The following is a 22007-nucleotide window of genomic DNA, read 5'->3' on the forward strand; positions in this document are numbered from 1 at the left end:
GATGCCCGATGCGCTCGCCGTCTGGGAGAATGTGAAGGATATGTCCACGACCCTCGCTCCGCCCGCGCCACTGCGCATCGGGCCCATCACCCTCGACGCGCCCGTCGTGCTGGCGCCCATGGCGGGCATCACCAACACCGCCTTCCGACGTCTGTGCCGCGAGTACGGTGCCGGCCTCTACGTGAGCGAGATGATCACCACTCGCGCGCTCGTCGAGCGGAACGCCACGACCATGCGCCTGATCCGCCACCACGAGTCCGAGACCCCGCGGTCGATCCAGCTCTACGGCGTCGACCCGGCCACCGTCGAGGCGGCCGTCCGGATCATCGTCGAAGAGGATCACGCCGATCACGTCGACCTGAACTTCGGGTGCCCGGTCCCGAAGGTCACTCGCAAGGGCGGAGGCGCGGCCCTGCCCTGGAAGACGGAGCTGTTCCGCGAGATCGTCGAGCGCGCCGCCAAGGCCGCGGGTTCGGTCCCGCTGACGGTGAAGATGCGCAAGGGCATCGACTCCGACCACCTCACCTACCTCGAGGCCGGCCGGATCGCCGAGGGCGCCGGTGTCGCCGCCGTCGCGTTGCACGCACGGACGGCGTCCGAGTTCTACTCGGGGCACGCCGACTGGTCCGCGATCACGAAGCTGAAGGAGACGGTGACGAGTGTCCCCGTCCTCGGCAACGGCGACATCTGGTCGGCGGAGGACGCCCGCCGCATGATGGCCGAGACCGGCTGCGACGGCGTCGTCGTCGGACGCGGATGCCTCGGCCGCCCCTGGCTCTTCGGTGACCTCGCGCGCGAACTCGGCACCGGCCACGCCGCCGATCCGGTCGACGCGACGCTCGGGTTCGTCGCGGCCGCGTTCCGACGCCACGCGGAACTCCTGGTGGAGTTCTTCGAGAGCGAGGACCGCGGCTGCCGCGACATCCGCAAGCACGTCGCTTGGTACTTCAAGGGGTACCCGGTGGGCGGTGACCTCCGCGCCAAGCTCGCGACGGTCTCGAGCCTCGAGGAGATCGACGAACTGCTCGCGACCCTCGACCTCGAGGCGCCGTACCCCGGCGCGGCCGCCGAGGGGCAGCGCGGGCGTGCGGGAACGCCCAAGCGGCCCGCTCTGCCCGACGGCTGGCTGGACTCGCGCGAGATCGGCCACGCGGCATCCACCGCCCTCGCCGATGCGGAGCTCGACACCAGTGGCGGCTGAGGCGGTGACCGGCGCGAGCGTGGGCATCGCCGCCGGACGTCCCACGGGCTACGACGACCACGACGCCGAGCGGTTCCATCCCGAGAAGCACCGTTCCCTCCGCGACGGGTTCGCGCGTGACCGGGCGCGGGTGCTGCACTCCGCGGGGTTCCGTCGCCTGGCAGCCAAGACCCAGGTGCTGAGCCCCGCGAGTCCCGACGACTTCGCCCGCAACAGGCTGACGCACTCGCTGGAGGTGGCGCAGGTCGGTCGAGAGCTCGCGATCGCGCTCGAGCTCTCGCCCGACGTGGTCGACACGGCCTGCCTGAGCCACGACCTCGGGCATCCGCCCTTCGGCCACAACGGTGAGCGTGCGCTCAACGAGTGGGCCGAGGACATCGGCGGTTTCGAGGGCAACGCGCAGTCGCTGCGCATCCTCGCCCGGCTCGAGCCGAAGGTCGTCGACGACGACGGTGAGAGCTTCGGGCTCAACTTGACGCGGGCGAGTCTCGACGCGACGTGCAAGTACCCGTGGACGGCCGATCACGCGATCCCCGACCCGGGTGGGCGGCAGAAGTTCGGCGTGTACGCCGAGGACGAGGCCATCTTCCACTGGATGCGGCAGGGTGCCCCCGGCCGGGTGCGGTGCATCGAGGCCGAGGTCATGGACCTCTCCGACGACATCGCCTACTCGGTCCACGATTTCGAGGACGCGGTGCTCAACGGTTACCTCGACCCCCGGCGCCTCGCGGACAGTCGCGAGCGCGAATCGCTCCTCACGGCGATCCAGTCGTGGGTGGGCCTCGGCTTCAGCCGGGACGAGTTGGCGGACGCGATGTACCGGCTGGTGCGGCTGCCCGAGTGGATGACGGAGTTCGACGGGACGCGCGCCTCGGTCGCGCGGCTGAAGAACCTGACGTCGGACTTCATCGGACGCTTCGCGCGCGCGGCGACCGCCGCGACGCGTGAGCACTACGACACCCCGGCGTTGACGCGGTACCGGGGGCGCATGATCGTGCCGCGCGTCATCGAGGCCGAGATGGCGGTCCTCAAGGGGACGATCGGCGCCTTCGTCGTGTCGATCGACGGTCGGAAGGGTCTCTACAAGGAGCAGCGTCGCGTGCTGAAGCGGCTCGCGTCGGCGCTCCTCGAGCGCCCCGAGCACCTCGACCGCGTGCACGCCGTCGACTTCGCCGCGGCGCAGACGGATGCCGAGCGCAAGCGCGTCGTGGTCGACCAGGTCGCGACCTTGACGGACCGCTTCGCGATCGAATGGCATTCCGCCCTCGTGGGGCCCGTCGACCTGCGGGAGCTCGGACTGTGGCCGGCGGGATCGCGGGCGGTCGCGAACCCCGGCTTCGCGCTCCCCGAACCGATCGAGGGCCTCTGATGGCCCGCATCCGTCAAGCCGACGTCGACGAGGTGAAGGCCCGCACCAACATCGTCGACATCGTCGGCGAGCGGGTCGCCCTGAAGTCCGCCGGTGTCGGGTCGATGAAGGGGCTCTGCCCGTTCCATGACGAGCGGAGCCCGAGCTTCAACGTCCGTCCGCAGGCGGGGTACTACCACTGCTTCGGATGCGGCGAGTCGGGCGATGTGTACTCGTTCCTGCGGGCGATGGACCACCTGTCGTTCACCGAGGCGGTCGAACGCCTCGCGGGGCGGATCGGCTACCAGCTGCACTACGAGGACGGCGGCGCCGCCCCCGAGACGAGCGGTCGCACGCGGCTCTACCAAGCGAACACCGCCGCCGCGGAGTACTTCCGTGGACAGTTGGCGACGGCCGAAGCGGATGCCGGGCGTCGATTCCTCGGCGAGCGCGGCTTCGACGCCGGTGCTGCGGCGCACTTCGGGGTCGGGTACGCGCCGAAGGGCTGGAACAACATGCGCGACGCACTGCGCGCACAGGGGTTCACGGATGAAGAGCTCACCACGGCGGGCCTCGTCTCGCAGGGGCAGCGCGGTGTCTACGACCGCTTCCGCGGACGCGTGGTCTGGCCCATCCGTGACCTCACCGGCCAGACGATCGGCTTCGGTGCGCGCAAGCTCTACGACGACGACCAGGGACCGAAGTACCTGAACACCCCCGAGACGCCGATCTACAAGAAGGCGCAGGTCCTGTACGGCCTCGACCTCGCGAAGAAGGACGTGTCGCGGTCTCACCGCGTCGTCGTCGTCGAGGGATACACGGACGTCATGGCATGCCATCTCGCCGGCATCACGACGGCGATCGCCACCTGCGGAACGGCGTTCGGATCCGACCACATCACCGTCCTCCGTCGCGTGATGGGCGACGACAGCGCGGCGGGCGAGGTGATCTTCACCTTCGACCCCGATGCGGCAGGTCAGAAGGCGGCACTGCGCGCCTTCGCCGATGAGAAGAGGTTCTCCGCCCAGACGTACGTGGCCGTCGCGCCCGATGGTCTCGATCCCTGCGACCTGCGGCTGAATCGCGGCGATGGCGCCGTGCGTGCGCTCATGGACGCCAAGGCCCCCATGTTCGAGTTCGTCATCGATCAGAAGTTGGCGGGCTTCGACCTGCGGAGTGTCGAGGGTCGTGTGGGTGCTCTGCGTGCGGCGGCACCGATCGTTGCCGAGATCCGCGACTCGTCGCTGAGGCCGGGGTACACCCGGGTCCTCGCCCGCAAGCTGGGGATGGATCTGGGCGAGGTGACGCCGGCGGTCGAGCGGGCCGCGCGGGGCAATCACGCACCGCGCGAGCGCGGCCCAGCGGCTGCCCAGTCACCGGAGGAGGGTTCCGCGCCGGTGCGGGTGACGATGGCGACGTTGCCGCGGACCGCGAGCGTGACTCTCGAGCGAGACGCGCTCATGGGGGTGCTGCAGTACGGGCACGTCCTGGATGCCGCCGAGGTGGATGCCGCGCTTCAGATCCCGATGGAGCACCCCGCTCTCGAAGCGGTGCGCCAGGCGGTCACCGCTCAGCCGGATCGGTCGCGCGTCGGCTGGTCGACGGCGGCGGTCGACGCGACACGGGAGCCGTACCGCGGGCTCGCTGCTGAGCTCCTGACGTCGTCGTTTCCCGCGCTCACGGAGATCGAGGCGAAGGCGTCCGCACGAGCCATGTGCCAGCGGTTGCGGCTGCGCGCGATGGATCGCGAGAAGGCCGAACTCCTCGGGGCGGTTCAGCGGGTGTCGGCCGAGTCCGAGGAAGGTCGCGCGGTCCGCGTCGCGCTGCGGGACCTCGATCAGCGACGACGGACCCTGGCCGACTCGATCTGATCGGCGCCGATGATCAGCGCATCGACCTCGACGACTGGCATCCCCGGCTCGGAGAGGTGAGGATGGATCGCATGCCTCGAGTGAACGATCCGGATGCCGCGATCTTCTGTTCGGACCTGTCGATCGCTCGTGCGTCAGCCGACACACGCGTCGTCGACGGCGTGTCGATCCGGTTGATGCCAGGTGAGACCCTCGCTGTCATGGGAGCAACGGGCTCCGGGAAGTCGAGTCTGGCGTCCTGTCTGGCGGGGGCCGATCAGCGCGATCTTCGCATCGTGGGGGGCACCGGCGAGGTCGCCGGGATCTCGCTGCGTGCGCGGGGTCGTGCCCGCCGCATCCGCGGGTACCGCACCGGCCATCTCGCGCAGGGCGTCAACTCGTCGCTTCCCTCCCGCCTCACCATCTCCGAGATCGTCGCCGAGCCGATCACGGGGCGCGATCGGAAGGTCAACGAGCGCGCGCTCGCGCTCCGCGTCGCCGCGCTGCTCGACGAGTTGCAGCTGCCCATCGGCGCATCGGAGAAGTACCCGTACGAGCTCAGCTCGGGTATGCGTCAGCGGGTGGCGATCGCGCGGAGCCTCGTCCTCGATCCGCAGGTCCTCATCGCCGACGAGCCCTATGCCAACCTCGACGTGGATGTCCGTCCCGCGGTGCGCGACGCACTCCTGCGCAGGATCGAGGACGGCATGGCGCTGCTCGTGGTCACCAACGAGCGCGAGCTCGTGACCGACCTCGCAGCGCAGGTGCTCGTCCTGCGAGCAGGTCACCCGGTCGGTGTCGGCCGGCACCTCGACGACGTGCTGTGGACCCCCGACGAGGCGACACGCATCGGCGGCTGATGTCACGAACACCCCTCGGGCTTTGCTACGATTGTGTGGTTGCCCGGTTCCGGGTGACTGATCCTCGGTAGCTCAATTGGCAGAGCAATCGGCTGTTAACCGATAGGTTCTTGGTTCGAGTCCAAGCCGGGGAGCCACTCTGACCGAAACCCCCGGATACCCGGGGGTTTCGTCATTCCCGAACTTTGCGAGCAACGGATTTCTCTTGCCGCGGCGCCCTTGTGGCCCCATGCTGATCGCATGGACACGGGGAACGCAGGCTGGTCGGCCTGGACCTGGGGTGAACGTGTGGGAGCGCTGGTCGGCTTCGCCGCGGTCATCCTGCTGTTCTGGGCGGCGGTCCAGTACGGCGCGGGCAACGACGTCGCCTTCTTCGGGCTCGCACTCGCCCTCGCGCTCGGAGTTTCGGGCCTCGGCATCCACGTCGCGGCGCGCGAGGCGCGCTACCGCCGCCAGGCTCGCGACGAAGGATCGGCTGCCACGCCGCCTCGGTGAGCATCGGGGGTGCTCGGACGCACGGCACGAGCGCGGACCCGATAGTGTGCAGAGCGGATTTCAGAACACGTGGGGGGATCACGATGACGGATCGTACGAGCGCGCCTGCCGGATGGTACCCGGCGCCGCATGCGGGCAACGAGCTGCGCTACTGGGACGGCACGGAGTGGACGGCGCCGCCGCCGGCTGTTGCGGCGTGGCCGGCGCCCGGGGGGGCCGCCCCGGGGCAGCCGGCCGGCTACCCGGTGTCCGCACCGCAGGTCATCCGCCCCCTCCGCGGCATCGCCGGAGCCACCCGCATCCTCCTCATCGTCGGGGCGGTCGTCTCGTTCCTCACCGTCCTCGTCGAGGCCTGGGGACTCGTCGCCGTCGACGGCTTCACCCGAGGAGCCGCGCCGCTGTCGGACCTGGAGCTCTACGACACGCTGTCCGCGCCGATCTCCTTGGCGTCGGCGGGGCTGATGCTGGCGACGGGAATCTGCTGGGTCGTCTGGCAGTACCGTGCCGCGGTGCGCGTCCGCGCGATCACCCCGACCGCCACTCGTCGCACACCGGTGTGGCACGTCGTGTCCTGGCTCATCCCCGTGATCGCGTGGTGGTTCCCGTTCCAGAACGTGAAGGACCTCGTGGTGGCTTCGCGTGCGAGCCTGACTCGAGCGATCCTGGGCACCTGGTGGGGCCTCTGGATCGCTTCGACGGCGTTCGTGTCACTTTCCGGCAGGCTGTCGTGGAACGCCGAGACCCTCGCAGACTACCCTGCCGTGATGTCCACGTCGCTGTTGGGGGAGCTCCTCTCCATTGCCGCCGTTCCGCTTGCCATCGTGATCCTCACCCGCGCGACCGACGCCATGGACCCGGCAGGGCGCTGACGCTCACGCGGTGAGCTGAGCCTCCACGTCCGTGTCGTCGGAGCCGCTCGAGGCGACGATCCGGCCTTTGTCGAGCCGGAGGAACCGGAACTCCGCCGCGTTGACGTGGCGACGGGTGGCAGGGATGCCGCGCCACGGTCCGGTATGCGTCCCGCTGCCGCGGAGGTGAGCAGCGATGCGGTCGTCCTCGGCGACGAGTTGGATCGTCTTCCACCGCCAGTCCGGGAAGCCGTGGAACAGGTCGGCGAGATCGTCGATCCAGGCGTCTGCTCCTGCCGGCAGGTGTGCGCGGCGGACCGCGGGGTCGAGGAACCCGCGGACCTCCGTCAGATCATGTCGGTTGCACGCGTCGAGATACTCCTCGAACCACCCGTGCAGCTCCCACGGTTCCACGCGAAGTGCCTCAGGCGTCGAGGTCGTCGACGCCCGGCATCCAGCTCTGGCCCGGCTTTCCCCAGCCGCGCTTGCGCGCGATCTTCTGCGTCGTCTTCCAATCGGAGTCGGACAGCCGGTCGATGTAGAGGATGCCGTTGAGGTGGTCGAACTCGTGCTGCATGATGCGGGCACGCCAGCCGTCGACACGGATGCGGACGTGGCCGCCGTCGAGGTCGGTGCCGGTGACGAGCACCTCGTCGCCGCGGCGGAGCGGGAAGCGCTCACCGGGGAACGACAGGCATCCCTCCGACTCGTCATCGGGGTCGGGGGAGCCCGGCTCCGGCGGCGACATCCAGAGTTCGGGGTTGATGATCACGCCGCGCCACGGGGCGCCGTCGTCGTCCTGATAGGAGTAGGTGTAGATGCGCAGGCCGACGCCCACCTGGGGGGCTGCGAGTCCCACGCCGGGAGCGGTGTCCATCGTCTCGAACATGTCCGCGACGAGGGTGCGGATCTCATCCGTCACCTCGGCGACGGGAGCGGCGACGGAGTGAAGGACGGGATCGCCCATGATGCGAATCGGAAGTACGGCCACGTCAGAAGCCTAACGAGGCCTGAGCCGGGTATCGTCGAGGCGTGATTCATGCCGGAACACCGATCAACGACCTCACCGATGAACTGGTGGGCGTGTTCGGGAACCCGGCGATCCTGATCGGCATCCCGCTCGCCGTCGTCGGCGCGGTCTTCATGTCCTTCGGCGCGCAGTATCAGCACCGCGGTGTGCAGAAGGTCGAGCGGCTGACGGCTCAGGCGGGTGTCTCCGGTCTGACCGGCAGTCAGCTGCTCCGTCTGCTGACGCGTCCGTCCTGGGTTCTCGGGACCGTGATGCTCGGCCTCGCGATCGTGTGCCAGCTGGCGGCGCTGTCGTTCGCGCCGCTGATCCTCGTCCAGCCGATCGGCGCGATCTCGCTGGTCATCACGACGCTCCTGAACGCCCGGATAAGCGGCCACAAGCCGACGAGGCGCTCGATCACCTCCATCGCGCTGTGCGTCGGCGGCATCTTCATCTTCGTCACGGTGGCCGCACTGTACGCGACCGAGCGCCCCATCAGCGACGGGCAGCTCCTGACCGTCCTCGGCATCCTGCTGGGCGTCGTGGTGGTCCTCGGCGTCCTCTGGGGGACGCTGCGCAAGCGGATGCGTGCCCTGTTCTACATCGTGGCGGCCGGCGTGGTCTACGGCTTCGTCGCGACCCTCGCCAAGGTGGTCATCAACCGCATCGCCAACGGCGACTTCGAATGGCTCACCGTCCTGTGCATCGTCGCCCTGCTCGCGGGCACGGCGATGGGCGCCTACTTCGTCCAGACGGCCTACTCGTCGGGTCCGCCGGACCTCGTCATCGCCGGTCTCACGGTCATCGACCCGATCGTCGCCATCGTGATCGGTCTCGCGGTCCTCAACGAAGCGCAGGGCGCACCGCTCGGCGCATACATCGGTTTCGCGATCGCGGGCGTCCTGGCCGTCACCGGGGTGTTCCAGCTGGCCCGCTACCACCCGCAGGTGGTGAGCGAGAGCCAGGAGATCCCGATCACGCGGGGGAGTGCGGATGCCGCCGAAGGCAAGCGTCCTTCGACGGGGTCGATCCGTCTCACCGAGGCCGTTTCGAAGGTGTGGCCGGAGCCGCCCGTGAAAGACGAGGACCGGCCCGGGCGATAAGCTCGACTCCACAGGGGGCGGTGGCCAAGCTGGTCAAGGCAGCGGGCTCATAACCCGACGATCGTGGGTTCAAGTCCCACCCGCCCTACTCAACCTCTGAACTTCTACGGCGTCGCACGAGGAAGCCCCCGCTCCTTTGCAGAATGCGAGGGCTTCGTCGTATCGCGTAGGTTCAGTCGTCCTGCGTGTCGGACTCCCGTTCGTCGGTGTCTTGCTCGGCGGCCGTGATGTCATCGTCGCCGATGTCGCCTTCGGCCTGGCTCGGCTTGTCGGGGATGGAATCGCTCATCATGTCTCCTTTCGACACGCACATCGAACGCCCTCGCCGCGTTCGACCCGCAGGGGCTTGACAGAGCATCCTCGCTATCGGTTCCGTTGGATCGCGTGGCCGAGTAGGCCGAATGAGGCGGATGCGTCAGCGATCGTCGTGGTCCTCGGCGGTGACCTCGCTGCCGGCGCGCGCTGCGTCTTCCTTCACCTCGTCGCTGACGGCGTCGGTCGGGAGTGCGTCATCGGCGTGAGCGTCATCGGCGTCGCGCGTGTGGGGAGTGTTGTCGCTCATGATGGTCCTTTCGTCGAGCGGTCAGCTTGCGCCCATCGTGTCCCGCGGGCCATGGGGTTGACGAACGTCCGACGAACCTCGTGTTACACGGTTGTGATTCGCCGAGGATATGGGCGATAATGGCGGCACAACCGGATATCCGGCCAGCACTCTCCATCAGGTCGTAGGGGAAGACGTACCTGAACGAAACGGAGAGATCGATGGCCACACCTCACGCGCGCGGAGTGATCTTCATCCATTCCGCGCCACGCGCGCTGTGCCCCCACCTCGAGTGGGCTGCTGGTCGTGCCCTCGGGCATGCCGTCAGCTTCGACTGGGCGGACCAGCCCGTCCAACCGGGCAGCCGCCGCGCGGAGTTCTACTGGGAGGGACCCGCCGGAAGCGGGGCCGCTCTTGCCTCCGCCATGCGCGGCTGGGAGCACCTGCGGTACGAGGTGACGGAGGATCCGACGCCCCGCACCGACGGCGGTCGCTGGCTCCACACGCCGAGCCTCGGCATCCACTACGCGCAGACGGATGCCTCGGGCAACGTCGTCGTCGGAGAGGACCGCATCCGCTACGCCATGGAGATCGCCGCCGGCGACATGAGCGAGCTGCAGCGGGAGCTCGACGTGGCGCTCGGCGCCTCGTGGGACGAGGAGCTCGAACCCTTCCGCCACGCAAGCGACGACGCTCCGGTCGTGTGGCTGCACAAGGTCGGCTGAGACGACTCCGCTGGAGCGGACACTCCATGGACGGACAGGTTTTCAGGCGGGGTGAGTAGGCCTCGACCGGCTTCGGACGGCTTCCCGGAGACCGGGGCGGCTACCGCCCCGCCTGAACTGAACGACGAACGCCCCCGGTGGCTTCCCGGGGGCGTTCGTCGTGTTCGGGGTCAAACCGAGCGGAACGCCACGACGGCGTTGTGACCGCCGAAGCCGAACGAGTTGCTGATGGCCAACTGGTCGCCGTCGCCGAGCGGGACGGTGTCGCCGGACAGACGGAAGGGAACGGCCGGGTCGGGCTCGGTGATGTTGATGGTCGGGGGAGCGATGCGGTCGCGGAGCGCCAGCACCGTGAACATCGCCTCCAGCGCTCCCGTGCCGCCGAGGAGGTGACCGGTGGACGCCTTCGTGGCCGACACCGGCATCTCGTCGACCCGGTCGCCGAAGACGGACTTCAGGGCGACGTACTCGTTCGGGTCGCCGACGGGGGTCGACGTCGCATGCGCGTTGACGTGGGTGACGTCGTCGGGCGAGGCATCCGCCATCTCGAGCGCGAGGCGGACGGCTCGCGCCGCACCGGTGCCCTCGGGGTCGTTGGCGGTGATGTGGTACGAGTCGGCGGTGACGCCGCCGCCCACGAGCTCGGCGTAGATCTTCGCGCCGCGGGCCTTCGCGTGCTCCTCGGTCTCGAGGATGAGGACCGCGGCGCCCTCTCCCATGACGAATCCGTCACGGTCGATGCTGCCCGGACGGGATGCCGTCTCGGGGGAGTCGTTGCGACGCGACAGCGCCTGCATCGAGGCGAACGACGCGATCGTGATGGGGTGGATCGCCGACTCGGTGCCGCCCGCGATGACGATGTCGGCGAGGCCGGCCCGCATGTGCTCGATCGCGTTGACGATCGACTCGGTGCTCGATGCGCACGCGCTCGCGAACGTGCGAGCGTAGGCGCGAGCGCCGAAGTGCAGCGAGAGGTTGCCCGCTGCAGCGTTGGGCATGAGCATCGGCACGGTCATGGGCATGACGCGCCGCGGGCCCTTCTCGCGCAGGGTGTCCCATGCGTCGAGGAGCGTCCATACCCCGCCGATGCCGGTGGCGAACTCGACGCCGAGGCGCTCGGGGTCGACCTCGGGCGCGCCGGCATCCTTCCAGGCCTCCTTCGCCGCCACCATCGCGAGCTGCGAGGACGGGTCGAGGCGCTTGGCGACGGGACGGTCGAGGACCGTCTCGGGTCGCACCTTCGCCTCGGCGGCGAACGTGACGGGCAGCTGGTACTGCTCCACCCAGTCGTGCTCGAGCGTGCGGGTACCGGACGCTCCGGCGAGGAGCGCCTCCCAGCTCTCGCTGGCGGTGCCGCCGATGGGGGAGGTCGCACCGATGCCGGTGACGAAGATTCGCGTGTTGCTCATGATTCCCTCGTGCTGCTCCGGTGGGGGCGGACCCCCACCGGACGCGCGGATCAGGCCTGGTTGGACGTGATGTAGGTGACGGCGTCGCCGACGGTCTTGAGGTTCTTGACCTCGTCGTCGGGGATGGTGACGCCGAACTTCTCCTCGGCGTTGACGACGATCGTCATCATCGAGATCGAGTCGATGTCGAGGTCGTCCGTGAACGACTTCTCGAGGGCGACCTCGTCGGACGAGATACCGGTCTCGTCGGTGATGAGCTCAGCCAGGCCGGCGAGGACCTCGTCGTTGGTGAATGCCATGGGATTTCTCCTTCTGTGGGGGTCGGCCCAGCCGGGCCGGTAGTCAGTTTAGGTGGGGGACGGCCGTCGTCACGGGAGGACGACGACCTGTGCGCCGAACACGAGCCCGGCGCCGAAACCGATCTGCAGGGCGAGGCCGCCGCTGAGCTCGGGGTGCTCGTCGAGAAGACGGTGGGTGGCCAGCGGGATGGATGCCGCCGAGGTGTTGCCCGTCGTCTCGATATCGCGACCGATCACGACGGTGTCGGGCAGCTTCAGCTGCTTGGCGAACTCGTCGATGATGCGCATGTTGGCCTGGTGGGGCACGAAGGCCGCGAGGTCGTCGGGCGTGATCCCCGCGGCCTCGATCGCCTGCCGGGCGACCTTGACCATCTCCCAGACGGCCCAGCGGAACACGGTGGGCCCTTCCTGACGGAGCGTCGGCCAGGGGGCGACACCGTCGCGGAACTCGGTCAGCGTGTGGTTCATGCCCACGGCATCCGCTTTCGAGCCGTCCGATCCCCAAATGGTCGGGCCGATGCCGGGCGTGTCGCTGGGGCCGATGACGACCGCGCCGGCACCGTCCCCGAGCAGGAACGAAATCGAGCGGTCGGTCGGGTCGACGACGTCGCTGAGCTTCTCGGTGCCGATGACGACCGCGTAGTGCGCGGCACCCGCACGGATGAGGGCGTCCGCCTGCGCGACGCCGTAGGCGAATCCGGCGCACGCGGCGTTCAGGTCGTAGGCGGCGGCCGGATTCGCGCCGACGCGGTCGGCCACGATCGCCGACACGGACGGGGTCTGCTTGGGGTTCGAGATCGTCGCCACGATGACGGCGTCGATCTTGTCGGCCGGGACGCCGGAGCGCTCGATCGCTTCGGCCGCGGCGTCCGACGCGAGGTCGATCGCCGTGGTACCGGCATCCGCTCGTACTCGCGTGATGATGCCGGTGCGCTGACGGATCCATTCGTCGCTCGAGTTGATCGGCTCGATCAGGTCCTCGTTGGGGACCGCGTTCTCACCGCGGGCGGCGCCGTACGCGTAGATGCGGGTGTGCGCCGCGCCGGTGGGCTGGATCAGCTGGGGGGTCATGCGTTCTCTCCGGTCAGGAGGGCGTTCGCGGCGGCGAGGTCCTCGGGCGTCTTCACCGCAACAGACGGTACGCCGCGCAACCCGCGCTTGGCGAGTCCGACGAGGGTGCCCGCGGGAGCGAGCTCGACGATGCCGGCGACCTCGTTGTCGGCGAACGAGGCCATGCAGAGGTCCCATCGGACGGGGTTCGCAACCTGCGCCACGAGGAGGTCGAGTGCGGCGCGGCCGTCCGAGACGGTCCCGCCGTCGCGGTTGCTCCAGAGCGTCAGAGCGGGTTCGGATGCCTCCACCGCGGCCGCAGCCGTGCGGAGGGTCTCGACGGCCGGTGCCATGTACCGCGTGTGGAATGCGCCCGCGACCTGCAGCGGGATGACCCGGCTGCCGCGCGGCGCGTCGGAGCCGAGCTCGGCGAGAGCCGGAAGCGCCCCGGCTGCGACGATCTGTCCGCCGCCGTTGTAGTTGGCCGGCGTCAGGTCGAGCTCTTCCAGGCGGGCGAGGACCGTGGCCTCGTCGCCGCCCACGACCGCGCTCATGCCGGTCTGCTCGAGAGCGGCGGCCTCGGCCATGGCGCGGCCGCGGATGCCGACCAGGCGCATGCCGTTTTCTTCCGAGAGGACGCCGGCGGCGACCAGCGCGGCGATCTCGCCGACGGAGTGTCCGGCGACGCCGTGGGGGCGATGACCGGCGTCGACCAGCGCGCGCCACGACAGCAGGCTGGCGGCGACGATGAGCGGCTGGGCGACCTTGGTGTCGCGGATGCGGTCGGCATCCCACTCGGTGCCCGCCGCGACCAGGTCGACCTCGGCGTAGGCGGAGTACTGCTCGAGGAGCTCACGGGTGCCCTCGGTCTCCAGCCACGGAGTGAGGAACCCGGGGGTCTGAGAGCCCTGACCCGGGAAGACGGCGATGATCACGGTTTCCATCCTTGCAAGTTCGAGTCGTCGTTGCTGTCGGTGAGCGCACAAGAAAGTGCGATCCGTTTGTTCGAGTCGTACAGAGATCAGGTTCGGCGCACGGGGCGACGGCGGGTCACGTCGCCGCCGATCGAGCCGAGGATGAGCGCCGTCTGCAGGATCAGAGCCTCACGGGGACCTGTGGCATCCCATCCGATGACGTCGGAGACCCGCTTGAGTCGGTAGCGGACCGTGTTGGGATGTACGAACAGTTCGCGGGCCGTCGCCTCGAGCGAGCGACCGTTGTCGAGGTAGCTCCAGAGCGTCGTGACGAGATCCGTCGAGTGCGCCTGCAGCGGGCGGTAGATCCGTTCGATGAGCGTGGCCTTCGCGAGCGGATCGCCTGCGAGAGCGCGCTCGGGAAGCAGGTCGTCGGCGTCCACGGGGCGCGGGGCGTTCCGCCACGACTTGGCGACCGCGAATCCGGCCAGGGCCGCCCGGGCGCTCAGTCCTGCGTCGAGCAGGGCGGATGCCGTGGGCCCCAGCACGAGGTGACCGCTTCCGAACCCCGGCTCGAGGCGCGTCGCGATCTCGGCGAAGGGCAGCTCTTCGGCATCCTCGCGGCCGCTCTGGTCGGCCCGACCGATGACGAGAACCAGGCGGGAGCCCTGCACTCCGATGAGCACGTCGACGCCGAGCTTCCGCGCCGTGCGGCGCACCTGGTCGACGTCGAGCTGCGGGGGAGTCGTGCCCACGAGGACCGCGACCTCGCCGTGGCCGTGCCAGCCGAGGGCGGCGATGCGGCTCGGGAGCTCCTCATCGGCCTCACCCGTGAGGATCGAGTCGACGACGAGCGCTTCGAGGCGGGCATCCCACAAGCCGCGTGCTTCCGCAGCCCGGGCGTAGACGTCCGCCGCGGCGAAGGCGACCTCGCGCGAGTAGAGCAGGATGCTCTCGCGCAGTCCGTTGCCCCGTCCGGCGACGCGTTCCTCGGTGGTCTCGACCGTCACCTTGATGAGCTGGAGCGTCTGGGTGAGGCTGATGCTCCGCAGCAGCTCGCGCGGCGCCGACGCGAAGACGTCGGCCGCGATCCACGGCGTCGAGTTCGGGTCGTCGTACCAGTCGACGAAGGACGAGATGCCCGACTGGGCGACGAGACCGACGGCCGACCGGCGCCCCGGAGGCATCTCGGCGTACCAGGGCAGGTACTCCTCGAGCCTCCGGAGCGTGGTGGTCGCGAGATCTCCCGAGATCCGGCGGAGCCACGCGAGTGTCTCCGCCTTCTCCTGGGCGGTCGGCCGTTCGGTCATCGCGCGGGTCAGGCTTCGCCGCCCGCGTTGCCGGAGGTGCCGGCGTTGACGTCGTGCAGGCGGTACTTCTCGATCGCCTGTGCCGACAGGCCGCGGTCGACGACGCCGTCCTCGGCCAGGGCCTGCAGGGTCCGCACGACGATCGACGGGCCGTCGATCTTGAACTGACGACGAGCCGCGGCACGCGTGTCCGAGAAGCCGAAGCCGTCGGCACCGAGCGTCGCGTAACGGCGCGGGACCCACTGGCGGATCTGGTCCTGGACGGCGTGCATGAAGTCGCTGACGGCGACGACGGGCCCCTCCGAGTCGCGGAGCTTCTCGGTGATGTAGGCCGTCTTGGGCTCGTCGGTCGGGTGCAGGAAGTTGTGCTCGTCTGCGGCGAGGCCGTCGCGGCGGAGCTCGGTCCAGCTGGTCACCGACCAGACGTCGGCCACGACGCCCCAGTCGTCCTTGAGGAGCTTCTGCGCCTCGTGGGCCCACGCCAGCCCGACGCCCGACGCGAGGATCTGGGCGCGGTGCCCCTCGCCCTCACCGGTCGAGACGCGGTGGATGCCGCGGACGATGCCGTCGACGTCGACATCCTCCGGCTCCTTGGGCTGGACGATCGGCTCGTTGTAGACCGTGATGTAGTACATGACGTTCGGGTCCTCGTGCTCCCCGCCGTACATGCGCTCGAGACCGGACTGCACGATGTGCGCGATCTCGTAGCCGTAGGCCGGGTCGTACGAGACGGTCGCCGGGTTGGTCGAGGCGAGCAGGTGCGAGTGGCCGTCGGCGTGCTGCAGGCCCTCACCCGTGAGGGTGGTGCGGCCCGCCGTGGCGCCGATGATGAACCCGCGCGCCATCTGGTCGCCGGCGGCCCACTGAGCGTCGCCCGTGCGCTGGAAGCCGAACATCGAGTAGAAGACGTAGACCGGGATGAGCGGCTCGCCGTGGGTCGCGTAGGACGTGCCGACACCGGTGAAGGCGGCGAGGGCGCCGGCCTCGTTGATGCCCACGTGCATGATCTGACCCTGCGGGCTCTCCTTGTAGGCCAGGAGCAGCTCGCGGTCGACGGACGTGTAGTTCTGCCCGTTGGGGTTGTAGATCTTCGCCGTCGGGAAGTACGCGTCCATACCGAACGTGCGTGCCTCGTCTGGGATGATCGGCACGATGCGGTGGCCGAAGTCCTTCGAGCGCAGCAGATCCTTGAGCAGCCGCACGAACGCCATCGTGGTGGCGACCTCCTGCGTGCCCGACCCCTTCTTCGGCAGCGCGTACACGCTGTCGTCGGGGAGGCTCAGCGAGGTGTGCGTGCTGCGACGCTGCGGGAGCGTGCCGCCCAGTGCGCGACGCCGCTCGACCATGTACTTGATGGTCTCGTCCTCGGCGCCCGGGTGGTAGTACGGCGGCTCGTAGGGGTTCTCTTCGAGCTGGGCGTCCGTCAGCGGGATGTGCATCTGGTCGCGGAACAGCTTGAGGTCGTCGAGGGTCATCTTTTTCATCTGGTGCGTCGCGTTGCGCCCCTCGAAGTGCGGGCCGAGCCCGTAGCCCTTGACGGTCTTCGCCAGGATGACGGTCGGCTGGCCCTTGTGCTCCATGGCCGCCTTGTACGCCGCGAAGACCTTGCGGTAGTCGTGGCCACCGCGCTTGAGGTTCCAGATCTGCTCGTCGGAGTAGTCCTTGACAAGGGCTGCGGCGCGCTCGTCGCGGCCGAAGAAGTGCTCACGGACGTACGCGCCGTTCTCGGCCTTATACGTCTGGAAGTCGCCGTCGGGGGTGCTGTTCATGAGGTTGAGCAGCGCGCCGTCCTGGTCGCGGGAGAGCAGGTCGTCCCACTCGCGACCCCAGACGACCTTGATGACGTTCCAGCCGGCACCGCGGAAGAAGCTCTCGAGCTCCTGGACGATCTTGCCGTTGCCGCGAACGGGGCCGTCGAGGCGCTGCAGGTTGCAGTTGACGACGAAGGTCAGGTTGTCGAGGCCCTCGTTGGCGGCGACCTGCAGCTGGCCGCGGCTCTCGACCTCGTCCATCTCGCCGTCGCCGAGGAAGGCCCACACGTGGGCGTCGGAGAGATCCTTGACGCCGCGGTTGGTGAGGTACTTGTTCGTCATCGCCTGGTAGATGGCGTTGATGGGACCGAGGCCCATCGAGACGGTCGGGAACTGCCAGTAGTCCGGCATGAGGCGCGGGTGCGGGTACGACGGCAGGCCGTGAGGGGCAGCGGATGCCTCCTGGCGGAACCCGTCGAGCTGCTGCGTCGTCAGGCCGCCCTCGAGGAACGAGCGGGCGTACATGCCGGGGGAGGCGTGCCCCTGGAAGAAGACCTGGTCGCCACCGCTCTCGTGGTCCGGACCGCGGAAGAAGTGGTTGAAGCCGACCTCGTACAGTGCCGCCGACGACGCGTACGTGGAGATGTGGCCGCCGACACCGATGCCGGGGCGCTGCGCACGGTGCACCGTGAGGGCGGCGTTCCAGCGGATCCAGCTGCGGTAGCGGCGCTCCACCTCTTCGTCGCCCGGGAACTCCGGCTCGCTGTCGACGGGGATCGTGTTGATGTAGTCCGTCGTGGGGACCTGCGGGACGTTGAGGTGCAGTTCACGCGAGCTCTGCAGCAGGCTCAGCATGATCTCGCGGCCGCGGCTCGCTCCGCGGGCGTCGACGAGTTGGCGCAGGGAATCCTGCCACTCCGACGTCTCTTCCGGGTCGCTGTCCTGCGGGCCCTGCGAGTACGGATCCTGATCGTTGACAGTCACAAGAGGCCTTTCGTCGCCTGGCAGATCGTGCCAGGAAGGAGGGATCGAGCGAGGGCGCGCTTGTTCGCCGCGCACAACTCGCTTGTCCTCAGCCTACCCATACGGCCCGGTGCTGGACGCCGCGCGGGCGCCCTAGACTCGGTACGTCAGGGCCTTTAGCTCAGCTGGTAGAGCGCCACGTTTACACCGTGGATGTCGTCGGTTCGATCCCGGCAGGGCCCACCACCGGCATCCCGCCGCTCCCCTCAGTCCCGACCGGCGACCTTCGGTGTCGCGGGGTCGATGTACAGGTCGCCGCCCTTGCCGAGACGCGAGTGCCGACGTGAGTACGCGAAGTAGATCACGAAGCCGATGGCGAGCCAGATGAGGAAGCGCAGCCACGTCTCGACGGTCAGGTTGAGCATCAGATAGACGCAGACGATCACCGACAGTGCCGGCAGCCACGGATTCAGCGGGACGCGGAAGCCGCGCTCCAGATCCGGACGCCGACGGCGGAGGACGATGACGCCGACCGAGACGAGCACGAACGCCGACAGCGTGCCGATGTTGACCATCTCCTCGAGCACGCCGACCGGCGTGAGGCCGGCGACGAGGGCGACGATGACCGTCACGATCGCCGAGATGACCCACGGGGTGCGGAACCGGGGGTGTACCTTCGCGAGCCCGCGCGGCAGGAGGGCGTCGCGCGACATCGCGAAGATGATGCGCGTCGCACCGATCATGAGGGTCAGCACGACCGTCGTGAGGCCGGCCACGGCGCCCGCCGAGATGACGGTCGCCATCCAGGTCTGGCCGTGGAACGCGAACGCGTTGGCGAGCGCCGCGGCGGGGTCGAGCTTGTCGTAGGGCACCATGCCGGTGACGACGAGAGCGACGGCGCCGTAGAGCACCGTGCAGATGATGAGCGAGGCGATGATGCCGATCGGCAGGTCGCGCTGCGGGCGCTTGGTCTCCTCCGCCGTCGTCGCGACGACGTCGAACCCGATGTACGCGAAGAACACGAGGGCGGCGCCCGCGAAGATGCCGCCGACGCCGAACGCGGTCGGCTCGATGCCCGAGAAGAACTGCAGGAGCGGCTGGGTGAGTCCCGAGGCGGTCTCGCGGGGAGCTGCGTCCGGCACGAAGGGGGAGTAGTTCGCTGGGTTGACGAACATCAGTCCCGCGACGATCACGAACAGGACGATGAACAGCTTCACCGCGACGAGCACGAGGTTCACCCGAAGGGACTCCCGGATGCCGACGGTGATCAGCACGCCGAGGACCACCACCAGGAGGACGGCCATCAGGTCGATAGACCCGCCGTATCCGATCGCGGCGGGGATCGGGGCGCCGAGCTGCTCCATGAGCGATCCGAGGTAGGCGCTCCACCCCTGCGCGACGACGCTCGCCCCCAGGAACATCTCGAGGATCAGATCCCATCCGATGATCCAGGCGAAGAGCTCGCCGAGCGATGCGTAGGAGAAGGTGTAGGCCGAACCCGACACGGGAACCGTGGACGCGAACTCGGCGTAACACATGGCTGCGAGCCCGCACGCGATGGCGGCCACGACGAAGCTGATGACGATCGCGGGGCCGGCGACCTCATGGGCGGCGCGTCCGGTCAGGGTGAAGATCCCGGCGCCGATGACGACGCCGACGCCGAAGACCGTGAGGTCGAGGGCCGAGAGCGATTTCTTGAGTTTGAACTCGGGCTCTTCGGTGTCGGCGATCGACTGTTCGACCGTCTTGGTGCGCAGCACGCTCATGCTGTTCTCCTCCCGCGCGATTCCGGCACGCAATGTTAGTGCGTCGCGGCATCCTGTCTGAAGCCGTCGCCCCGACGGCCGGTCGCCCGCGGGGTAGGTTGGAGGACGTGAAAGCCAGCTTTACCGACCAGCGCCGCCTCCTCGATCTCGCCGACGCCGACATCGCCGTGCGCCGTGCGGATCACGCGCGACAGAACCCCGCGCAGGCCGCACGCGTGAAGGAGCTGCTGGCGGAGCGCGCGACCCACTCGGCCGAGCTGACGCGTCGGCTCGGTGAGCGCGACGATGCGAAGGCCGAACTCGCCCGCATCCAGTCCGACGTCGCTGTCGTCGACGCCCGGACCGCGCGCGACAACGACCTGCTCGCCGCGACGTCGAGCGTCAAGGACGCCCAGGGGCTGGAGCACGAGATCGCTTCGCTCGCCCGGCGCAAGAGCGACCTGGAGGACGCCGAGCTCGAGGTCATGGAGCGTCTCGAGGCCGCCGAAGCCGCTGTGGCGGAGCAGGAGGCCCTCATAGCGTCGGTCAATGAAGAGGGGGCGCGGCTAAGCGCCGAGGCCAAGGCGACCGTCGCCGAGGCGACCACGCGTCTCGAGGCTGCGACCCGCGACCGTGCCGCGATCGCCGCGTCGCTTCCCGCCGACCTCGTCGGCATGTACGACAGCCTCGCCGCTCGCGGGAACGGTGCAGGTCACCTGCAGCGTCGCACGTGCGGTGGCTGCCACATGGTCCTGTCGGGCACCGACCTCAACGTCGTGCGTGCCGCGGCGGAGGAGGACGTCGTCACGTGCCCGGAGTGCGGCTGCATCCTCGTTCGCGACGAGGACTCCGGGCTCTGACCGATCCGGGCGCTCCCTCGGACGGTCCCGTCCCGTGGATCGTCGTGGGCGCCTCCGAGGGGCGGATCGCCCTCGTCTCGCTCAATGTCGACGGGCGGGCGGTCGACCGTGTGCTCGTCGATGCGTCGTCCCTCCGCGAGCACGTCCGTCGGGCGGGTGATACGACGCGGTGGGTGTGGAGCGACACCTCGCACTGGTATCCGTCGCTGATCGCAGCGGGAGTCCGCGTCACCCGCTGCCACGACCTTCGCCTCGTCCACGCGATCCTGCGTGACAGCGCCCTCGCAGTCGACACCGACGCGCTCCGACGGGCGACGGAGTGGGATGCCGCGGCATCCGTCTCGGACGACGGTCCGAGCGCCCTCTTCGATCTCGACCCCGGCTCCCGCGAGGCGCCTCACGACATCGATGCCGCGGTCGCCGAGTTCGAGCGGCAACGGCGGGTGATCGGCGCCAGTGCTCCCAGCTTGCGGCTGCTCGTCGCGGCCGAGTCCGTCGGTGCCCTCGTCGCGGCCGAGATGCACGCGGCGGGCGTGCCGTGGGACGGGCGGGTCCACGACGAGATCCTGACCGCGATGCTCGGCGAGCGGGACTCCGGCGGCCGGCCACCTGCGCGCATCGTCGCCCTGGCGGGCGAGATTCGCGGTCTTCTCGGGGATCCCGGCGCGAGTCTCGATTCGCAGCCGAAGCTCCTGCGGGCGCTCCATCGCGTCGGCGTCGCCGCGACGTCGACGAGCAAGTGGGAGCTGAAGGAGTACGACCACCCGGTCGTCGCACCGCTCCTGGAGTACAAGCGGCTCATGCGGATGTACACGGCGAACGGGTGGGCGTGGCGGGACGAGTGGGCGCCGGAGGGCCGATTCCGTCCCGTGTACGTCCCCGGCGGCGTCGTGACCGGCCGGTGGGCGTCGTCGGGCGGCGGGGCGCTGCAGCTGCCGCGGCAGCTTCGCCCCGCCGTCCGCGCTGACCCGGGATGGACGCTGGTGGTCGCCGACGTCGCGCAGCTCGAGCCTCGGGTGCTGGCGGCGATGTCGCGGGATGCCGCCCTCGCAGACAGTGCGCGCGATACCGACCTTTACGAGGGCATCGTCTCGCGAGGCGTTGTCAGTACCCGCTCCGAGGCGAAATTCGCCCTGCTGGGCGCGATGTACGGCGCGACGACGGGGGACAGCGGCCGCCTCGTCCCGGCGCTCCGACGGGCGTATCCGCGGGCGATGGGACTCGTGGACGACGCAGCCCGTGTGGGCGAGGAGGGCGGCGTCGTCTCGACCTGGCTCGGGCGGTCCAGTCCACCTCCGTCGCCCGGATGGCGCGCGGTGCAGAGTCGAGCGGGCGATCCCGACGCGACCGAGACGGACCGCACCCAGGCCCGGCGCATCGCGCGCGACCGGGGCCGGTTCACGCGGAACTTCGTCGTGCAGGGAACCGCGGCCGAATGGGCCCTCGCGTGGCTCGGCGATCTGCGGGCGAGGCTCGCGCTGCTGCCGTTCGTCGGTGACGAGGATGCCGCACCCCGGTCGGGCGCGCTCCACTCGCGGCAGGCGCATCTCGCGTTCTTCCTCCACGACGAGGTCATCGTCCACGCACCCGCCGCGCATGCGGAGCAGGCGGCGGAGGCGGTGCGCCAGGCCGCGGACGCGGCGACCCGGCTCCTCTTCGGCGACATCCCCCTCGACTTCCGCCTCGACCTGCAGGTGCGGGTCGACGCGGCGAAGGACTGACCGCC

The 22007-nt window shown here is 69.5% G+C and carries 20 protein-coding genes and 3 tRNA genes; 13 read left to right on the top strand and 10 right to left on the bottom strand.

Translation table 11 applies throughout. The features are described 5' to 3' along the window. Nucleotides 1-40: 40 nt before the first annotated feature. From dusB to BLR68_RS12085, 7 genes are all read left to right on the top strand, one after another. The gene (gene dusB / locus BLR68_RS12055; protein WP_026302844.1) at nucleotides 41-1201 is read left to right on the top strand and encodes a tRNA dihydrouridine synthase DusB; all 1161 of its coding nucleotides are present in this window, start codon (nucleotides 41-43) and stop codon (nucleotides 1199-1201) included. Then, entirely contained in the window at nucleotides 1173-2570 is a 1398-nt protein-coding gene (locus tag BLR68_RS12060) for a deoxyguanosinetriphosphate triphosphohydrolase (protein WP_231370896.1), read from the top strand. Before dusB ends, BLR68_RS12060 begins: the two co-directional genes overlap by 29 nt. Beyond that, nucleotides 2570-4420: a DNA primase gene (dnaG, locus tag BLR68_RS12065; protein ID WP_018186639.1), complete on the top strand. Its 1851-nt coding sequence runs from the start codon at nucleotides 2570-2572 to the stop codon at nucleotides 4418-4420. The genes BLR68_RS12060 and dnaG overlap by 1 nt, the downstream gene beginning before the upstream one ends. Nucleotides 4421-4491: 71 nt before the next feature. Then, the gene (locus tag BLR68_RS12070) at nucleotides 4492-5259 is read left to right on the top strand and encodes an ATP-binding cassette domain-containing protein (RefSeq protein ID WP_026302846.1); all 768 of its coding nucleotides are present in this window, start codon (nucleotides 4492-4494) and stop codon (nucleotides 5257-5259) included. A 61-nt stretch (nucleotides 5260-5320) separates the two neighbouring features. Then, nucleotides 5321-5396 (top strand) — tRNA-Asn (locus tag BLR68_RS12075). 103 nt (nucleotides 5397-5499) lie between these two features. Then, a complete protein-coding gene (locus tag BLR68_RS12080) occupies nucleotides 5500-5754 on the top strand; it encodes a hypothetical protein (RefSeq protein ID WP_018186641.1) in 255 nt (84 codons plus the stop codon). A gap of 83 nt (nucleotides 5755-5837) precedes the next feature. Further along, on the top strand, nucleotides 5838-6623 hold the full coding sequence (locus BLR68_RS12085) for a DUF4328 domain-containing protein (protein ID WP_018186642.1): 786 nt from the start codon (nucleotides 5838-5840) through the stop codon (nucleotides 6621-6623). Between the two features lie 3 nt (nucleotides 6624-6626). Here the strand turns inward: BLR68_RS12085 and BLR68_RS12090 are convergent, their stop codons facing one another. Together BLR68_RS12090 and def are read right to left on the bottom strand one after the other, a co-directional pair. Next, the gene (locus BLR68_RS12090; protein ID WP_018186643.1) at nucleotides 6627-7016 is read right to left on the bottom strand and encodes an ester cyclase; all 390 of its coding nucleotides are present in this window, start codon (nucleotides 7014-7016) and stop codon (nucleotides 6627-6629) included. A gap of 10 nt (nucleotides 7017-7026) precedes the next feature. Further along, nucleotides 7027-7593, bottom strand: coding sequence for a peptide deformylase (def, locus tag BLR68_RS12095; RefSeq protein ID WP_018186644.1), 567 nt, complete (start codon nucleotides 7591-7593; stop codon nucleotides 7027-7029). A 41-nt stretch (nucleotides 7594-7634) separates the two neighbouring features. Between def and BLR68_RS12100 the strand changes: the two genes are divergently transcribed. Beyond that, on the top strand, nucleotides 7635-8714 hold the full coding sequence (locus BLR68_RS12100) for a DMT family transporter (protein ID WP_018186645.1): 1080 nt from the start codon (nucleotides 7635-7637) through the stop codon (nucleotides 8712-8714). 14 nt (nucleotides 8715-8728) lie between these two features. Then, nucleotides 8729-8802: transfer RNA gene (locus tag BLR68_RS12105), tRNA-Ile, on the top strand. Nucleotides 8803-9129: 327 nt separating this feature from the next. Here BLR68_RS12105 and BLR68_RS18000 read toward each other — a convergent pair. Beyond that, entirely contained in the window at nucleotides 9130-9276 is a 147-nt protein-coding gene (locus tag BLR68_RS18000; protein WP_018186647.1) for a hypothetical protein, read from the bottom strand. A 200-nt stretch (nucleotides 9277-9476) separates the two neighbouring features. On the opposite strand from BLR68_RS18000, the gene BLR68_RS12110 reads away from it, so the two are divergent. Next, nucleotides 9477-9980, top strand: a complete 504-nt coding sequence (locus BLR68_RS12110; RefSeq protein ID WP_026302847.1) for a DUF3145 domain-containing protein — start codon at nucleotides 9477-9479, stop codon at nucleotides 9978-9980. A gap of 170 nt (nucleotides 9981-10150) precedes the next feature. On the opposite strand, the gene BLR68_RS12115 is transcribed toward BLR68_RS12110, so the two are convergent. The 6 genes from BLR68_RS12115 to aceE all read right to left on the bottom strand — a co-directional run bounded on the left by BLR68_RS12115 (nucleotide 10151) and on the right by aceE (nucleotide 17697). Continuing rightward, nucleotides 10151-11389 (bottom strand): beta-ketoacyl-[acyl-carrier-protein] synthase family protein, encoded by a 1239-nt coding sequence (locus tag BLR68_RS12115; protein ID WP_018186649.1) that lies wholly within the window; start codon nucleotides 11387-11389, stop codon nucleotides 10151-10153. A 50-nt stretch (nucleotides 11390-11439) separates the two neighbouring features. Next, complete coding sequence (locus tag BLR68_RS12120; RefSeq protein ID WP_018186650.1) at nucleotides 11440-11688, bottom strand: acyl carrier protein; 249 nt, start codon at nucleotides 11686-11688, stop codon at nucleotides 11440-11442. A gap of 69 nt (nucleotides 11689-11757) precedes the next feature. Beyond that, the gene (locus BLR68_RS12125) at nucleotides 11758-12759 is read right to left on the bottom strand and encodes a beta-ketoacyl-ACP synthase III (protein WP_018186651.1); all 1002 of its coding nucleotides are present in this window, start codon (nucleotides 12757-12759) and stop codon (nucleotides 11758-11760) included. Further along, nucleotides 12756-13673: an ACP S-malonyltransferase gene (locus BLR68_RS12130; protein ID WP_026302848.1), complete on the bottom strand. Its 918-nt coding sequence runs from the start codon at nucleotides 13671-13673 to the stop codon at nucleotides 12756-12758. Before BLR68_RS12130 ends, BLR68_RS12125 begins: the two co-directional genes overlap by 4 nt. Nucleotides 13674-13759: 86 nt before the next feature. Further along, nucleotides 13760-14962: a PucR family transcriptional regulator gene (locus BLR68_RS12135; protein ID WP_018186653.1), complete on the bottom strand. Its 1203-nt coding sequence runs from the start codon at nucleotides 14960-14962 to the stop codon at nucleotides 13760-13762. Between the two features lie 8 nt (nucleotides 14963-14970). Next, complete coding sequence (gene aceE, locus BLR68_RS12140; RefSeq protein ID WP_018186654.1) at nucleotides 14971-17697, bottom strand: pyruvate dehydrogenase (acetyl-transferring), homodimeric type; 2727 nt, start codon at nucleotides 17695-17697, stop codon at nucleotides 14971-14973. 149 nt (nucleotides 17698-17846) lie between these two features. Here aceE and BLR68_RS12145 point away from each other — a divergent pair. Further along, nucleotides 17847-17922 (top strand) — tRNA-Val (locus BLR68_RS12145). A 20-nt stretch (nucleotides 17923-17942) separates the two neighbouring features. Here BLR68_RS12145 and BLR68_RS12150 read toward each other — a convergent pair. Further along, entirely contained in the window at nucleotides 17943-19442 is a 1500-nt protein-coding gene (locus BLR68_RS12150) for an amino acid permease (RefSeq protein ID WP_018186655.1), read from the bottom strand. A 107-nt stretch (nucleotides 19443-19549) separates the two neighbouring features. Here BLR68_RS12150 and BLR68_RS12155 point away from each other — a divergent pair, with 107 nt between their 5' ends. Beyond that, nucleotides 19550-20281, top strand: a complete 732-nt coding sequence (locus BLR68_RS12155; RefSeq protein WP_018186656.1) for a zinc ribbon domain-containing protein — start codon at nucleotides 19550-19552, stop codon at nucleotides 20279-20281. Next, nucleotides 20239-22002 (top strand): bifunctional 3'-5' exonuclease/DNA polymerase, encoded by a 1764-nt coding sequence (locus BLR68_RS12160; RefSeq protein WP_018186657.1) that lies wholly within the window; start codon nucleotides 20239-20241, stop codon nucleotides 22000-22002. The genes BLR68_RS12155 and BLR68_RS12160 overlap by 43 nt, the downstream gene beginning before the upstream one ends. Nucleotides 22003-22007: the final 5 nt, after the last annotated feature.

Origin of the sequence: Microbacterium sp. 77mftsu3.1 (genome assembly GCF_900100525.1) — a bacterium.
GTDB classification, from domain to species: Bacteria; Actinomycetota; Actinomycetes; order Actinomycetales; family Microbacteriaceae; genus Microbacterium; species Microbacterium aquilitoris.

Coding starts and splice junctions, on each gene's coding strand:
- dusB (WP_026302844.1), top strand. CDS start 41: ATGTCCACGACCCTCGCTCCGCCCGCGCCACTGCGCATCGGGCCCATC.
- BLR68_RS12060 (WP_231370896.1), top strand. CDS start 1,173: ATGCGGAGCTCGACACCAGTGGCGGCTGAGGCGGTGACCGGCGCGAGC.
- dnaG (WP_018186639.1), top strand. CDS start 2,570: ATGGCCCGCATCCGTCAAGCCGACGTCGACGAGGTGAAGGCCCGCACC.
- BLR68_RS12070 (WP_026302846.1), top strand. CDS start 4,492: ATGCCTCGAGTGAACGATCCGGATGCCGCGATCTTCTGTTCGGACCTG.
- BLR68_RS12080 (WP_018186641.1), top strand. CDS start 5,500: ATGGACACGGGGAACGCAGGCTGGTCGGCCTGGACCTGGGGTGAACGT.
- BLR68_RS12085 (WP_018186642.1), top strand. CDS start 5,838: ATGACGGATCGTACGAGCGCGCCTGCCGGATGGTACCCGGCGCCGCAT.
- BLR68_RS18000 (WP_018186647.1), bottom strand. CDS start 9,276: ATGAGCGACAACACTCCCCACACGCGCGACGCCGATGACGCTCACGCC.
- BLR68_RS12110 (WP_026302847.1), top strand. CDS start 9,477: ATGGCCACACCTCACGCGCGCGGAGTGATCTTCATCCATTCCGCGCCA.
- BLR68_RS12115 (WP_018186649.1), bottom strand. CDS start 11,389: ATGAGCAACACGCGAATCTTCGTCACCGGCATCGGTGCGACCTCCCCC.
- BLR68_RS12120 (WP_018186650.1), bottom strand. CDS start 11,688: ATGGCATTCACCAACGACGAGGTCCTCGCCGGCCTGGCTGAGCTCATC.
- BLR68_RS12125 (WP_018186651.1), bottom strand. CDS start 12,759: ATGACCCCCCAGCTGATCCAGCCCACCGGCGCGGCGCACACCCGCATC.
- BLR68_RS12135 (WP_018186653.1), bottom strand. CDS start 14,962: ATGACCGAACGGCCGACCGCCCAGGAGAAGGCGGAGACACTCGCGTGG.
- BLR68_RS12150 (WP_018186655.1), bottom strand. CDS start 19,442: ATGAGCGTGCTGCGCACCAAGACGGTCGAACAGTCGATCGCCGACACC.